Raw genomic sequence first — 14,805 nt, forward strand, 5'->3', positions numbered from 1 at the left:
TAAAAGTTCAAAGCTAGTAATGATTTGTAATAACTATTGCTGAATGTAACATTTATAAATATATCATGCATATATCAATGAATAAGTGTCTGGGCTCCTGTACATTTTGCAGTTAGCCCAGACACTTATTAGCTATTACTGATGTGATTTCCGGACTTTATGAAGCCGGAAACTCGTCAAAGATCTCATCAATGTAGTTGGCAATCTGTGCTCGCAGGTTATAAGGACGTATGTAATCCTCTGCAGTACCTCTCCACACTACAGTATTGGAGTCCTTATCGATCAGATCAATTACAAGTGTTCCTTCCGTGTATTCCACCTGATCTACGTCATACCCTACGATACTCGTGACGCGGTTGTAGTCGTAATAATAATACCGGTCATAGTATGGATTTACATACATGGCGGGTGCATAATAATCATAGGTAGCGTAAACAGGTTCTCTGACGGTGGAAGTCTCTTCATCAAACATCATATGCACTAACAACAGCAGATCAGGGTCAGTACGATCAAGTGTATACCCTTCGGCTTGCATTTCCTGGTTGATTTCGCTTACGATCGTTTGATTTAGAAGTTTACTGTCATATTTGTCATTTAGAATACTGTCTCCATTTGGCAGCCATGCATAAGTTTGGTAGCTGCGCATATCTACATTGGCCGTCTTGCCTGTCTGAACCCTCGGCCCACAGGCGTGTAAGATCAATAGCATTGAAAAAGCTATTGACACATATTTCATTATCTTTTTCATGGCTAAACTGTTTTAGTGATTTATTTAAATTTGTTTATCATTATATAACCCCAAAAGGATGCCACAAACTGATGTTTTTATGCAACTAATTGCAGATCAAGGGTTAATATATTTGGATGGGATGAGGCGCATTTTATAACTGTGCCAGTGTACATCGTATTCCCCAGAGTATAGAGATTCGTACATCGTTGAACCTGGTGAGGTGACCTGTTATTTGGAGCTACTGGAAGGGCACGCGTTACGCTATCGCTAAACGCGCGCCAGTTTTAAGTATAGTGTATTCCGCAGAGTATAGAAAATCGTACATCGTTGTCTCACCGGCCGAAATCTGTTAGTTATCTTTCTTCTTCTTAAAGAGACCCTCTATTTTGTTAAAGATATTTTTCTTGTCTTTTTTCTTCTTTTCTCTGGAACGTGGTTCTTTAAATTCCGTCCTCTTCTCCGTGTCATCCTTATTGCCAAACAGCCATTCCATAAATGGTTTTTCCTCTTTTACAGGCTCACAATCCAGTTGGCGCAGAATGTGATGGGGTACTTCGGGGAATTTTGCATTGGCGTAGGTATTTAGCGCTTTACTTTGTTGAATTTTTTTAAAGAAACCGGCCACTACAGGAAGCGCTGTATTGGCGCCAGATCCGAGATTAGTGGTTCTAAATCTTATTGACGGATTATCAGCTCCTACCCAGGCGCCTACCACTAATGAAGGGTTATAACCAATGAACCAGCCATCGGCATTGGATTGCGTGGTCCCCGTTTTTCCTGCCAGGTCATTCCTTAAGCCATACTTCCATCGGTAGCGAGATGCTGTGCCATTATTTACCACCCCTTGTAGCATCGTATTCATCATCGTGGCCGTTTCTGATGATAGCACCTGCTCCTTGTGCTGAGTTGGCTGAAATATTTCAATGATATTTCCACTATTGTCGGTGATGGCAGTAATGCGCCTGGGTGTAACGGCATATCCACCATTGGCGAACGCACAATATGAGGTAACCATTTCCAGAAGAGAGATGTTAGCAGTGCCTAAGGCAATGGAGGGTACCTTGGGTAATTCCGATCTGATTCCGGTACGTTCCGCCAGTGCGATGGTTTTGGCTATCCCCACCTCTTCGAGTACTCTGACGGAAACCGTATTGACAGAGTTGGCCAGTGCTCCCTGGTAGGAATACTTCTTGTCGTAGTCTTCCTCGTGTGTATTGCCCGGTGACCAGTTGGCAAGGTTTGTATACGTTATTTTTTCAGCAGAGACATACCTGCAGGGATTCGCCCCATCCTCGATGGCCGCAGCATATACGATCGGTTTAAAGGTTGACCCTACCTGGCGTTTGGTGTTCTCATTCACATGATCATACTTGAAAAATTCGTAGTTAATGCCACCTACCCAGGCTTTAATATCACCGTTTCGCGGGTCCATAGCCAGAAAGCCTGTTTGCAGAATGCGCAAATAATGTTTTATAGAATCGACCGGCGACATACTGATCTCCTTTTCGCCAGACCAGGTAAATATTTTCATGTGTACTGGCCTGGCCATCTCTTTTCGTATCTCATCTTCGGACAGCCCCTCTTCTTTAAGCCGCTTATATCGCTTTGAGTGCTTTATGGCATGACTAATTACATCTTTATTATCGCTCCATGGTTCTCTGCCAGACCAATGATCGTCAAATACTTTTTGCAGATCGGCCATATGGGTTTGCATGGCTTCCTCTGCTGATTTTTGCATTCGGGAATCTATAGTAGTGTAAATTTTAAGTCCGTCTGTGTAGAGGTTGTAGTCGGAACCGTCAGGTTTCTGATGCTTTTCGCACCATTTTTCGAGTTGTTGTCTTAACTGTTCGCGGAAATAAGTGGCAATACCTGTGTTATGGGTTATTTTTGTATAATCGAGCTTGAGGGGCAGCGCACTAATGGAATCATACTGCTGATCATTCAGATAGCCATACCTGGCCATTTGCATAAGCACTACATTTCGTCTGTTGAGCGCATTTTCGGGATATATTCTGGGGTTATAGGTGTGGTTGGCTTTAAGCATACCTACCAAAACGGCAGCCTCCTGTATGCTGAGTTTCGATATTTTTTTGTTGAAGAATCTTTTAGCCGCCATTTCTACCCCGAATACATTATCTCCGAAAGGAACAGTGTTTAGATAGAGCAGGAGCACCTCTTCTTTGGTGTAGATTTCCTCCAGCCGATGCGCAATGATAGCTTCTTTAGCCTTGTTAACCGGTACGCTCAACCATCCGTTATCCTTCCGGGGAAAAAGGTTCTTAGCCAATTGTTGGCTTAAAGTGCTTCCACCTCCTGAAGTTCTGTCAAGAAGTAGTATGGTTTTGAAGAATACCCGGGCCAGACTGCGGTAATCAATGCCTTCATGATCAAAAAAACGGGCATCTTCTGTGGCTATAAGCGCGTTTATCAGATGTTCAGGGACCTCTTCATACCGGATCCTGGTTCTTTCCTGAATAAAAAATCTCCCTAACAACACGCTATCGGCACTGTAAATTTCAGTGGCTGTGTTATTTTCTATCTTTTTCAGGGTTTCCGTTGCGGGTAATTTCCCGAAAAAGCCGGCTTTAACTGAAAAGAAGAATATAAAGAAAGCAGTTGCCAGTATTCCTATTGCAATACCTGCTATTTTTAATGCCTGACGGCCTATGACTTTATACTTTCTTCTGGTTCCCTTCTTTTTTGTCTTCTCCTTCTTCAATTCGTGTTTGGCCATTGCGTCAGTAATATATAACGTTACACTCCGGGTTGGAGCGTCTAAAAGCTTCTACTCTTTTTTTGGAAATTCGGGTATTGTAGCATTTCAGTACTTTTAATCCCAAATGTTCCACTTCATCCAGACGTTTTACGGAGGTGTTGGAAATATCCAGTACTCTTAGTTCCGTGAGATCATCAAGATATTTGAGCCTACTCACCTGCGTGCCGGAGCAGTTTAATTCCTGAAGTTGGGAAAGCCCGGCTATAGCTTTAAGATCGTCAACAGATGTATTTGAAATATCTAATATTTTAATATTTCTGAAGTGGGCGACCGGATTAATATTTCCTAACGGACTTCGCGTTGCCTGTAATATTTCTATACTTTTCAATGCTGCCAAAGGTGAGAGGTCGGCAACTGCAGTGCCGGAAAATCTTAGCTCTTTTAGTTGAAGGAAATCCTTAAGCGGCAGCAGGTCCCTGATGTTGGCGTCAGAGAATTGTACTACCGGAAGTGCAATAAGCCTGTGAAGCTGTTCCGCTGAAGGGGTTGCGCTCACGGTCGTCTGCACGGAAAATACATTTTTCCATTCTTGCTCAAGACCTTCCCACCACGACAGCAGGTACTCTGATTTGAACAGGACCAGAACCCCGTCCTGATGTTTTAAAAGCTCTTGTACATGAGTTTCATTTACCAGCGTATGATCAGCTTCTACCTTGGTGAGCCGTGTCAGCCCAAACAGTCCCGTAAGATTCGGTAGCTTTGTTTTGTTGGCCTTGAATGTTTTCAGATTATCCAGAGTGGATATAGGTTGAAAGTCAGTGATATTGGTGCCGGATATGTCTAAATACTGAATGTTTCTCATCCCCTCAAGGGGCGAGAGGCTTTCCACAGCCGTGTTACTTATATTTACCTTCTCCGCTTTCCTCAGTTTTGACAATGGTTCGATGTCGCCAATGTATACATTGCCGGCAATATTGATAGAGTCAATATTCGTAACCTTGGCCAGTTCCTCTTTAGTGGGTTTGCCATTGCCAATGTGAGCAAATTGCTTGAAAATATTTTGCCAGGCTACAGACAGACCGACCCACCAGGTTTTAAGGTCTTCGGATTCAAAAATGACCAGAACCCCGGGATTAGCGGCCATAAAGTTCTGCGCAGCTTCCTTAGTGATCAGGGTCACATCGCAATATACACGCTCCAGTTGGGGCTGATCATTCAGCGCAGCAAGCGATGAAACTGTTGTATAATTTATAGAAAGCACCTTCAGGTTCTTTAACTGGCTGAGGGGCTCAAGGGATGATACGGGAGTGCTATCTGCCCTGATGGTTTCCAGCTTTGTCAGTTGGCCTAAAGAGGCCAGGGTGTTGACATTAGTATTGGTGATATTCACTTCCTTTAAAGTATTTACTGTAGTGATGTCATCCAGATTGAAGATGGGTGTATGCGATATGTTCACAATTTCCAACTCCGGGAGAGAAGAGAGCGGGGAAAGGTCCGAAACATTTGTTCCGCTTAAGTTCAAAGTCCGCAGTTTAACCAATCGCTTAACAGTTGTAATATCTTCAATCTGAGTATTTTGCAGCTCCAGGTACTGTATGGCATGGGCATATTTCAGTGGCTCCAGGTTTTTAACCTGCGTATTTGATATGATCAGTTCCTCTAGTTTGGTGAGGTTCCTGATAGGGGTGAGGTCTTCTATATTCGTATTGGATATGTCGAGCCTCTTCAGGTGAGTAAGCTGTGCAAGAGGTTCAATGTTAGTAATGTACCGGTTACCGGAAATATCCAGCGCTTCAATTTGCGAGATAAGTTTGATGTCGGTGTCGGTAGCGGTCTGTGTTAGCTCTACCTTTCTTTTAAAGATAGCCTTCCATTCAAAAGAAAGGTCATTCCACCAGCGAGCCAGCGCTTCTTTTTGATTAAGCTCATTGGTATAGATACTTACAATCTTAAGATCTTGTGACTCCGGGTTAAGGTTAACTTCAATGAATCTCTTTTGTGTATTGTTCACAGAGTCGCCTTCAACATCAATACCTTGTAAATGCCGTATCAATGATACTTTGAAGAATAGCTCGCCATCTTCATTGATATAATGGCTAATATCTTCAGTGGTGAAATCAAATTTTACCCCTTTAAAGAAAAAATCTACATCTTTAAGATATGCCTGTACATTTTTATTGGTAATTACATCCCTGTTTTCATCCAGGTCATCTTCAATCTGCACCTGGCTGTCTCTGAAAATTTTGACATAGCTTTGATTGACGATAACATCTTTATCGCGGGCTGATGTAGAACGATTGCCGAGCGTGTTCAACACATACTCCAGAAAGGCGATAATATCTTTCACCTTTTCCTCCTGTGCGGCAATTTGCTTCTGTTCAACATTGCTCTGGCCTTTGGAATAATTAAAAATACACGCTAAGCAAAGTGAGAAGAGTCCAACGACAATGGATTTACTTATCTTCATAGTAGATGTACTTTCTTAAAAGGTCTTTATCCTTATCAGCCACCTTGACTAAATTTGATATAAGCCAACCCGTATTGTAGCCCGGGCGGTTAAATTCAGATAGCTCAAAATACCAGTTGTCAATCTGAAAGAAATGGAACTTCACGTGGCGAATGGTTTTAAATTTGAGATTGCCCATTTTTATTTCGTATAAAAATAAGCTGAGGTAATCAGGTTTGTAATCCCTTACTACAAATCGATCCACTGTTGATTCATCCTGAAATACCTTTCTCAGATTCATAAAGTCAAGTTCATGACTGAGCGGATGCAGGAATTTACCGTGTTGGGTGGTGTCTCTTTTCAGGTAATCACGGAAAGCATCAGAATATACTTTTGAAATAACCCATTTATAGCCCAACCGTTCTTGTTCGAGCTTCATAAAAAGAATAAAGGTCCGGTCCTTGCCTTTATAATTAAAGGTAGTGGTGACCTCTGAAAACCACTCTCCTTCGTGAAAGTCAAGGATTACCGGATTGTTTCTATTGGTGACATACTCAATAAATTCTTTTTTGAGTTCATCATGGATGCCTCGGTTATCTGCATCAAAAAGGATAGTGATATAATTTTTTCGAAGCTTTGGACTTCTGAATTCTTTATCGCGGGAGTAATACCGCTCGCCACGTTCATCTTCCTCCCCATTGAAGCGCCTGAAAAACTGGTTGACCTGTTTAGTTTCAGCGTATAATTTACTCTCATCATCCATATCACTCACAATTTGTGCCTGTGAGTGTATGGAGATGAAAAATGTGGTAAGATATAAAAAGGGAATCGTTATATACCTCATGCTGTGGTTTCAGTCACTCTGATATCACCTAACAATACATCCCAGAACTCAACAGTTCTTCCCTGGATCTGGGTCTTTTTCCTTTCTACATATATGGTAATATCTTTTTTGGTGGTGTCTTTATAGGTCAGTCCGTCATCCGATTCTCCTTCGAATCTCTGATAGATCGTTACCACGCCAACATATCGGCCATCGGGCTGACGCTCCAGATCGCTGATATAATGAATATTGTACCACCTGATCTTTACGCGGTCATAGTTCAGCGCCATCAGACGCTCGAAATACTGGCGTACTTTATAATAGTTGATCTCTTCTCTATTTAGAGACGACACTCCTATCTCGCTATCGTCAGCAAATAGTTCCGAAGCCCGGTCCATTACCCGGTTAGCTTCTGAGAAGGGCGTTTGTTTATTTCCAATGATACTGATGTACTTACTGAGATCCCTTACTTTTTCCAGCGCCAGTGAATCAATGGCCTGCTTTCGTTCGGGGCTTATATTGTCATTTTGCGCTGATAGCGAACCCACTATAAAGGAGCAAAATAACATTGCTACAAGAAGTTTATTTTTATACATAGTTGACATTACTTTTCTCTTTCTGAATGAAAATTATTTCTGCTTAACAAGTTCTATCTCCGTGATCTTTCCCCTGGAATCAACCTGAAGATCACCAATTGTATTGATATTCTTCTTTTGGTCTTTCAGATAGTTGAGGTACTCCTTAATGGTAGTAGGACGGTCATAATCTTTTTGTCCGCCCGACTCACTGATAACGATAAGCACGGGAGTTTGAGGTGAAGCAAACATAGTCAACGCTTCATCAATACTTTGATTGGCAGAGGTGATGCTATTGGCGTTGGCAATAGCTTCAAAATACATTTCCAGTTTTTGTGCAGGCGCCTCCGCTTCGGCCCGCGCTTTTTCTCTGGCTAATCTTTCTTCTTCAGCTCTCCTTCTTTCTTCTTCCTCTGCTCTTAGTTTGGCTTCTTGTTCCATTCTGGCTTTTTCAGCTTCAGCATCAGAAACGTCACCTGCTTTCTTTTTGCTTTTGCAGCCAGCTCCACCGATCATCATTATCGCCACCAAAGCTAGCATGATAATCCTGGATAAGCGGAATAAATTGTTCATTTTTAACATAAGATCTTAAGATTTTTTTTTGTTGATTGTTTTTCTTTTTACAGTAAATAATATGCCAACTATTTCTCTGTATCTTAAGAGATTGCAGTGGCGGATTTCGGTACAGGTTGTTGTTTGTTTAAAACGAGAAATGTGGAAAATAGTACACATGTTTCTCAAAAAAAAGAGGGCCCCATTTGAACCCTCTTTGGTTTTCCTGGTTTACAGGTTTATAATAGTGGTTGCTTAGTTTACCATTACCACCAGGTATTTTGATGAATTCCAGAATTTGTCAGGATCAAGGATCACAAGCTTTTCAACTTTATCTTCTTCATTTCTTTTCAATTCATAAGAATCCTCCGGGTGAGTAGTTACTAACTCTATTTTCTTAGCGTATACAGGTATGTCATTGACTTTTGTAATATCAATTTTGCTGAACGCTTTGTCGTTGAAGTCGGTTCTTAGCTTTTCAGTTCTTCCAATTCCAAGAATACCTCCTTCCTTAGTCACCACTTTTTCACCTTCCAGGTCTTTATATGTACCTATTGCCACGTAAGCGGTGTTGAGCGCTTCTATTTGGTTGGCAATTTTTTCACTTTGACTGGCTATGGTTTCTGTGTTGCTGGTGTACGCGTTGGATAATGTATCAACTGTATAGGTCAGTGTTTCTACATTTTTTGTCAGTTGCTCTCTTTCCACATTCAGTCTTTCCAGGTCTTCTTTTAGAGCCACCAGCTCCCCGTCTTTTTCCTGCAGCCTTCTGTTTAGGTTAGCCACCAAACGCTTAAACTCTTTACTGTCTGTGTTGAGCTTAGACTGGAGCTCTTCCATTTTTTGTCTGTTTTCGGCCATCAACGTATTGATTGCCTGAATATCTCTGACAATAGCTTCTTTGGCATTGGCTGGTGCTTGTACGTTGTCACCGGTGCTTACACTAATCTGCTCTTCCCTTTGCTTGATCTCTTTCAGATTGTTTTCAATGTCATTAAAGGTCTTCATATAAGCCTCTAACTCAGTGCTCAATTCCTGTTTCTGGGTAGACAACTCCTGGTTTTGTGCTGTGAGCTCATCTACCTTCTTTTGATTACAAGCCACAAAAACCGGGGCTAATAATAATACTACTATATACTTCTTCATAGTTCTCATCGTTTTAACAATTATTGTTTTTAATTATTCATTTTAATTGGCGCAGTACAAAAGGGCTGCGCCATTTCCCTTTTATATGTAGTGGTCTAAAATTTTATCTCTGATCGCTCTTCTTAAGGTGGCGGATAACCGTACCATTGTATCTTCGTCCTTTACTATGTATTCGTAAATACCTATCTGAAAAAGCTGTATCGCAATGTCCTGGTCTTTTTGGCCGGAGATAATGATCACTTTACAATCTTCACAGAAGCTGTTAATAATCTTGAGCAATTCAGTACCCGAATAGGGCATTTGTCCTGAACTATCCTCCAGATAGTAATCCAACAACATGATATCAGTTCCCTTCTCGATATTGTTCAGACATTCCTTAGCAGAGCTATAGTGCCTGATATCAAAAGAAAGATTTGAATCTCCGTTGACCAGGTTATTTTTTATATGTTTTTTAAGTGATTCAGCATAAAACTGATCATCTTCGGCTATTACTATCTTTATATTATTTAACAGGTTCATTTAGTTGGCTTTAGCATGTCTAATCTGACAGGTGCTATATGCCAAAACTTGAGCCATTTTATTAAGTATCTGAAATTCAGAATCTTAACAAGATTGACAGGTCTGGAATTTTTTTCATTTTGACAACTTTTGTGAAAATGAAAAGATGATCTGCGATTTTTCTCGGTAGTGGCTTGATGATCGCTAGAGGATAGGCGTCAGGCGGTTAAACTCAGGATAATGTTAAGCAAAGTCATTCAGATGGTGTTGATTGGCTAAGTTGTGAATAGTACCCTGAACTTAGTAAGATTCTTCATGCCTCCCCGAGGTAAGTTAAGGCAAGTTCGGGACAGGCAGAATGACCTTAAAAAGAAGTTTTTTAGTCTGTTTTATATGCGAATACTATTTAAGAGGTTCTACTATATCGAACTCACGTTAACTTAAGAGCAAACGAGTCCCCAGAGGGCCCCAGAGGGGGAAAATCTTTATAGCCCTTTCTTCAAATTAAGTAGGCCCGCAACGATTACCTTTAATCGTCATCATCAATTTTTTCATTTTTTAATACCCTGTATATGGTAGAGTATCCGATATCCAATTCCTTGGCAGCATCTTTAATGTTATTTTCGTGCTTTTTTAGGTATAGCTTGATTATTCGTGTTGTATGCTCCCTTAAAGTCATTCCTGATAACGGGGGATCGTACAACTCTTCATTGTTACTGAAGTTGATATCATCTTCTGTGATCTCTCCATTGTTGGACATCACCGTTGCCAACTCGACAATGGACTTTAGTTCACGGACATTGCCGGGAAAGCTGTAGTTCAGCAGCTTCTTCTGTGCTTTATTGCTCAGCACGGGTGGCTCTTGCTTATTTTCCTGACAAAAGCTGGTAATGAAATACTTTGCAAGGATGATAATATCCTTATTACGATTGCGCAAAGGAGGCATATCTACTGTGAGTCCAAAGAGCCGGTAGTATAGATCTTCTCTGAATTTCCCTGCTTTTACCTCTTGAAGTAGATTTTTATTGGTGGCTACAATGATGCGGCAGTCCGTTTTGATGGTTTTATTGCTTCCGATTCTTGTCACCTCTTTTTCCTGAAGCGCACGTAGCAATTTGGCTTGTAGTGTCAGGTCCATTTCACCTATTTCATCAAGAAATAAAGTGCCTTTATCCGCTTCTTCAAATTTGCCTATTCTTCTGTAGTTGGCCCCGGTAAAAGCCCCTTTTTCGTGGCCAAAAAGCTCACTTTCAATCAGGTCTTTTGGTATGGCCGCCACATTAACAGGTACAAAAGGATAGTTTTTTCTGGTTGAGTTATAGTGGATAGCCTTTGCTGCCAGCTCCTTGCCCGTACCGGTCTCACCTGTTATGATAACGCTGATATTGTTGCCGATAGCTTTTTCCAAAAGGGAAAATACTTTCTTAATGCTGTCACTGCTTCCTATTATACTGTTTTCGAAACTGTACTTTTTCTGTACTTCCTTTTGCAGCGTAGCCACCTTTTCCTTTAGGTGCGACTGCTTTCGGATGTTGCTAACGGTGTTAAGTAGCTTATCTCTGATATCGCGCGATTTTACGATATAATCGTATGCCCCCAGGTTGAGGAGGTTAACAGCGGTCTCTATTTTTTCTTGTTCGGAGATGATGATCACCTCAATGGCCGGATTATAATCTTTTATTTTTCGAAGTACCTCCTCACCCTCCATGTCGGGTAAGCGGTAGTCGAGAGTAACAACATCCGGATTTTGGTCTAACTCATCGAGGAAAGACTTGGCGTTGTCAAATTTTCTGATCTCATAATCAGGATTAAGAGATAAATTGTAAGTGAGCAGTTCCCGATACCACTCGTCATCCTCGACTACGAAAATGGAAAATTTCGCCATTAACACTATGATTGGTTTCGACCATAAAATTAGACTTTATTATTACAGGTTAAAAATTCACAGCAGGTCTATATCTGAGTCTGTGATCATTTTTTTTAGATTATCATAAAGCTCGTCATCCTTTTTAAGAAATCCGGAGGCTCCAAATTTCATAAACTCCTCTTCAAAGTTTTCCCATTCGTGCATTTGCGAAATAATGATCACACGGATGTCCGAATTGTATTTTTTGATCTTCTCTAACACATCATAGCCTGTGAGAGTGATGTCATTGTTTTCATCCAGGTAAAAATCGAGAATTACAAAATCAGGGTTTGTTGTTATTTTTCTTATGCAATCATTGCCATTGAGGAAACAGCGAGTCTCGACCTGTATATTTATCTCTTCTCCTATCCTTTTGATGTACGATTTAACGATATTGTTAAAGTATTCGTCATCATCTACCACGAAAAACTTTAATTTTTTCTCTTCCTTTACTATTTCCAACTTTAGAGTATCGGGTTGTTTTTTTACTGCTTCCATTACGCAACAGATTTAGGTAAATTCTTTTCGAGCCGGGTTATCTGCGTTTGTATTTCAGGCTTGACCTCATTGTAAGTGTCTGAAACTCGTTGTAAAAGTTCTTCTACTTTAGTGAGATCTTTTCCATCCTGTGATTCTTTTTCTATTTCTTTTAAAAGTATCACTAATGACATTAATCCCAGATGACGACACGGTGGGATCATCTTATGGGATTTTAATCGTAGGGTATACCAGTTCCTGGTATGTAATCCCTGGTAAATATTTGATAGGTCGACATCAAAGTTTTTGAGGAATATTTTTAGCATATTAATAACAAATCCGGCATCGCCATTGGATAGTTTTTGAAGGTCATCGAGATTCAATTTATCTTCTATTGGAGCGGCAGTGGCATGCTGCAGTACAGTCCTGTGGTCAGGTACCAGCATTTCGATGAGCTTGGAGTATAGTTCAATTTGTGTAAAGGGCTTTAATACATACCCATCCATGCCCGCTTTCAGGCATTGATCGGCTTCCTCCCTGGATGCTGCAGCGGTAAGTGCAATGACTGGTATCCTTTTACCGGCTTTCTTTTCGATACTGCGGATCTTTTCAGTAGCTTCCAGGCCGCTCATTTCCGGCATTTGCACGTCCATAAGTATGAGGTCGTATGGCTCGCTTTCGAAGGCTTTTATTGCTTCATGTGCCGAGGTGAAAGTAGTCCCGTCTATTTTCCACTTATTGAAAATGACATTGATCAATTCAAGGTTATATTCCTGATCATCCACGGCCATGATCTTTTTGCCCGAAAGCAGATCGTACTGTATCGGCAAAGCCTTTTGCACTTCTTTCAGGTCTTCCTTGCTGCCGATTTTGTAGCTAAGCTCAATCAGGAAGGCGGTACCTTTTCCTTCCTCGCTTTCTACGGAAATGGTACCATCATGCATTTCGACTATTTTTTTAACTATAGATAACCCCAGTCCTGTACCGCCATATTTACGTGTTGTACTGGAGTCTACCTGGGCGAAGTCATTAAAGATCGAATTGACTTTTGCAGGGGGGATCCCTATGCCTGTGTCGGCTACTGTCAGTGCTAGCCTTGCTACATCTTTATCTGTTTCCTTTGCTTCCAGCTTAACTTCGATTGCTCCTTTAGAAGTAAATTTGATCGAGTTACCGATCAGGTTGATCAGTATCTGCTTGAAACGAACGGGGTCGCCAATAACGACTTCTGGTACGCTGTCGCTTATCTCATACCTTATCTCCAGGTGTTTCTTTTTAAAATGATTTTCAAAAGACTCTATCACCTCATCAATATTTTGGCCGGCAGAGAAGCCAATGGATTCGAGGGAGAGTTTGCCCGACTCCAGCTTGGCATAATCCAGTATATCATTAATGATCCTCAGCAGGTGATTGCCCGAATGATGGATGCTGCTGAGGTATTTCTTTTGCTCCTGGAGCAGGGGAGTGCCCTCTAATTGCTCGGTATACCCTATAATGGAGTTGAGAGGGGTCCTGATCTCGTGGCTCATATTGGAAAGGAATTCTTCCTTTACCTTTGCAAGCTTTTCTGCCTTCTCCTTGGCCTTTCTCAGCTTCTCCTTATTTTTTTGATTTCTGGATATATCATTGAAAATAATGAATAGTAGTACGGCAAAGAAAACCAACGCGGCAATTAAAGTGATGGTGATTAGGTCAATAGCCCTGTCTGTGGCCTTTTCGGCTGATTCGGCCCTACTAAGAGAGATACTTTTTTCTTTTGCTTCAATCTCATTAGCCACTTTTTGAATTTTCTGCATCAGCGCATTATCTCTGACGGTAAGCGCCAACTCTTGTTCTTTTACTGCTTTGATGTTTTGTGTGCGCTCCTGTCCTATTTTAGTGATCATACGGCCAATGTCCCTTGAGCTGAGGTCATTATTGGAGAGTATGGGAGTTTTTGAAGCATTTTTAGCTAATGCCGAGTCGGGCTGAGACTCCTGTATATGCTCATGAGGCAGATCTTCACCGGATAGTTCTTCCGCCAGATCGGCGGGTTTGTCTTCAGTCGGATCATCAGTGCTGCTTTGATCATTGTCGTGGTTTTTGCCGAAAATGCGTTGAAAGATCGATAATTTCTTTTCTTCTCTTTCCGGCTTGGGGATCTCAACTTTTTGTATTCTGTCATATATAGATTCCGAGGGGCGGTTTGAGCGGTAAGCAATTGGCTCGGGGATCGAGTCTTTCTGTCTTAATTTGGCAATATTCTCCAATACACGTTCGAAAAGCTCTTCTGTATCATGATCCTTTTTAATATCAATAAGCTCTTTCAGAGTGCCGTATTTCTGTTCTATAAGCCTCTCCATAGAGTCAATCATTACCAGTTGCTCTCTGTTCTTTACCAGATCATAGAGCCTGGTCATCTTATTATCGATCGTGGTGATAGATTCATAAAAAGGTGTGAGATTTTCCGATTCACGGGTAATGGTATAGGTCCTTACGCTGCTTTCAGCATCAGACAGGTCAGTAAGGATATCTTTCAGTACGGTCAATTTTTGATTGGGCTGAGACTCTTCTTTAATAGAAACTATCAGTTGAGTCAAAGTCATCTGACCGATAAATCCGATAAGGGCCAGCGCGAGGAGGGCAAAAACAAAGGTTAAAATAATTTTACCTTTCATATTCAGTTATAAAGGTTGATAAATATATAATTAGTGTCTCTAAGAAAACGCCAATGTCTGCGTTATGCTCGTCCCAAAAATGCTCACGTACCCCAGTACGCTCCGCTTTTTGGCACTTTACAAGCCTTGACCTTAACGTTTCTTAAAGCCACTTAGAGTTTTCTTACAACCACTAATTACTACAACATGTATTCCATCATGTAATACAACGTAAATTTTGCATTTTACGATCTTTAAATTTCCTTGTAATTTTTCAATTTGATAGAAGGTGTTCAA

Annotated in this window: 11 protein-coding genes; all 11 read right to left on the reverse strand. The window is 41.1% G+C overall.

The genetic code is table 11. The features are described from left to right. Nucleotides 1-157: 157 nt before the first annotated feature. The 11 genes from C900_RS22415 to C900_RS22465 all read right to left on the reverse strand — a co-directional run bounded on the left by C900_RS22415 (nucleotide 158) and on the right by C900_RS22465 (nucleotide 14,529). A complete protein-coding gene (locus tag C900_RS22415) occupies nucleotides 158-748 on the reverse strand; it encodes a DUF4136 domain-containing protein (protein ID WP_040497329.1) in 591 nt (196 codons plus the stop codon). 331 nt (nucleotides 749-1,079) lie between these two features. Next, nucleotides 1,080-3,467, reverse strand: a complete 2,388-nt coding sequence (locus C900_RS22420; RefSeq protein ID WP_009582544.1) for a penicillin-binding protein 1A — start codon at nucleotides 3,465-3,467, stop codon at nucleotides 1,080-1,082. A gap of 4 nt (nucleotides 3,468-3,471) precedes the next feature. After that, nucleotides 3,472-5,916 carry a leucine-rich repeat domain-containing protein gene (locus C900_RS22425; RefSeq protein WP_040497330.1) on the reverse strand — a complete coding sequence of 815 codons (2,445 nt, stop codon included), beginning with the start codon at nucleotides 5,914-5,916 and terminating at the stop codon, nucleotides 3,472-3,474. Beyond that, nucleotides 5,903-6,739, reverse strand: coding sequence for a hypothetical protein (locus C900_RS22430; RefSeq protein WP_009582546.1), 837 nt, complete (start codon nucleotides 6,737-6,739; stop codon nucleotides 5,903-5,905). The genes C900_RS22425 and C900_RS22430 overlap by 14 nt, the downstream gene beginning before the upstream one ends. Beyond that, nucleotides 6,736-7,287: a hypothetical protein gene (locus C900_RS22435; protein ID WP_009582547.1), complete on the reverse strand. Its 552-nt coding sequence runs from the start codon at nucleotides 7,285-7,287 to the stop codon at nucleotides 6,736-6,738. The genes C900_RS22430 and C900_RS22435 overlap by 4 nt, the downstream gene beginning before the upstream one ends. 60 nt (nucleotides 7,288-7,347) lie before the next feature. Continuing rightward, the gene (locus tag C900_RS22440) at nucleotides 7,348-7,866 is read right to left on the reverse strand and encodes a nucleoid-structuring protein H-NS (protein ID WP_245558472.1); all 519 of its coding nucleotides are present in this window, start codon (nucleotides 7,864-7,866) and stop codon (nucleotides 7,348-7,350) included. Between the two features lie 234 nt (nucleotides 7,867-8,100). Beyond that, entirely contained in the window at nucleotides 8,101-8,991 is an 891-nt protein-coding gene (locus C900_RS22445; RefSeq protein ID WP_009582549.1) for a Cbp1 family collagen-binding glycoprotein adhesin, read from the reverse strand. 81 nt (nucleotides 8,992-9,072) lie between these two features. After that, nucleotides 9,073-9,510, reverse strand: coding sequence for a response regulator (locus C900_RS22450; RefSeq protein ID WP_009582550.1), 438 nt, complete (start codon nucleotides 9,508-9,510; stop codon nucleotides 9,073-9,075). A gap of 508 nt (nucleotides 9,511-10,018) precedes the next feature. Further along, nucleotides 10,019-11,374, reverse strand: coding sequence for a sigma-54-dependent transcriptional regulator (locus C900_RS22455; protein ID WP_009582551.1), 1,356 nt, complete (start codon nucleotides 11,372-11,374; stop codon nucleotides 10,019-10,021). Between the two features lie 57 nt (nucleotides 11,375-11,431). Next, nucleotides 11,432-11,893: a response regulator gene (locus tag C900_RS22460; RefSeq protein ID WP_009582552.1), complete on the reverse strand. Its 462-nt coding sequence runs from the start codon at nucleotides 11,891-11,893 to the stop codon at nucleotides 11,432-11,434. Next, the gene (locus C900_RS22465; protein WP_009582553.1) at nucleotides 11,893-14,529 is read right to left on the reverse strand and encodes an ATP-binding protein; all 2,637 of its coding nucleotides are present in this window, start codon (nucleotides 14,527-14,529) and stop codon (nucleotides 11,893-11,895) included. The genes C900_RS22460 and C900_RS22465 overlap by 1 nt, the downstream gene beginning before the upstream one ends. Between the last annotated feature and the right edge of the window lie 276 nt (nucleotides 14,530-14,805).

The organism is Fulvivirga imtechensis AK7, from assembly GCF_000331535.1.
In the GTDB taxonomy this organism is placed as follows: Bacteria; Bacteroidota; Bacteroidia; order Cytophagales; family Cyclobacteriaceae; genus Fulvivirga; species Fulvivirga imtechensis.

What these genes read in the sequence shown, in the direction of transcription:
- C900_RS22415 (WP_040497329.1), bottom strand. Translation starts at nt 748, where the DNA reads ATGAAAAAGATAATGAAATATGTGTCAATAGCTTTTTCAATGCTATTG.
- C900_RS22420 (WP_009582544.1), bottom strand. Translation starts at nt 3,467, where the DNA reads ATGGCCAAACACGAATTGAAGAAGGAGAAGACAAAAAAGAAGGGAACC.
- C900_RS22425 (WP_040497330.1), bottom strand. Translation starts at nt 5,916, where the DNA reads ATGAAGATAAGTAAATCCATTGTCGTTGGACTCTTCTCACTTTGCTTA.
- C900_RS22430 (WP_009582546.1), bottom strand. Translation starts at nt 6,739, where the DNA reads ATGAGGTATATAACGATTCCCTTTTTATATCTTACCACATTTTTCATC.
- C900_RS22435 (WP_009582547.1), bottom strand. Translation starts at nt 7,287, where the DNA reads ATGTTATTTTGCTCCTTTATAGTGGGTTCGCTATCAGCGCAAAATGAC.
- C900_RS22440 (WP_245558472.1), bottom strand. Translation starts at nt 7,866, where the DNA reads ATGAACAATTTATTCCGCTTATCCAGGATTATCATGCTAGCTTTGGTG.
- C900_RS22445 (WP_009582549.1), bottom strand. Translation starts at nt 8,991, where the DNA reads ATGAAGAAGTATATAGTAGTATTATTATTAGCCCCGGTTTTTGTGGCT.
- C900_RS22450 (WP_009582550.1), bottom strand. Translation starts at nt 9,510, where the DNA reads ATGAACCTGTTAAATAATATAAAGATAGTAATAGCCGAAGATGATCAG.
- C900_RS22455 (WP_009582551.1), bottom strand. Translation starts at nt 11,374, where the DNA reads ATGGCGAAATTTTCCATTTTCGTAGTCGAGGATGACGAGTGGTATCGG.
- C900_RS22460 (WP_009582552.1), bottom strand. Translation starts at nt 11,893, where the DNA reads ATGGAAGCAGTAAAAAAACAACCCGATACTCTAAAGTTGGAAATAGTA.
- C900_RS22465 (WP_009582553.1), bottom strand. Translation starts at nt 14,529, where the DNA reads ATGAAAGGTAAAATTATTTTAACCTTTGTTTTTGCCCTCCTCGCGCTG.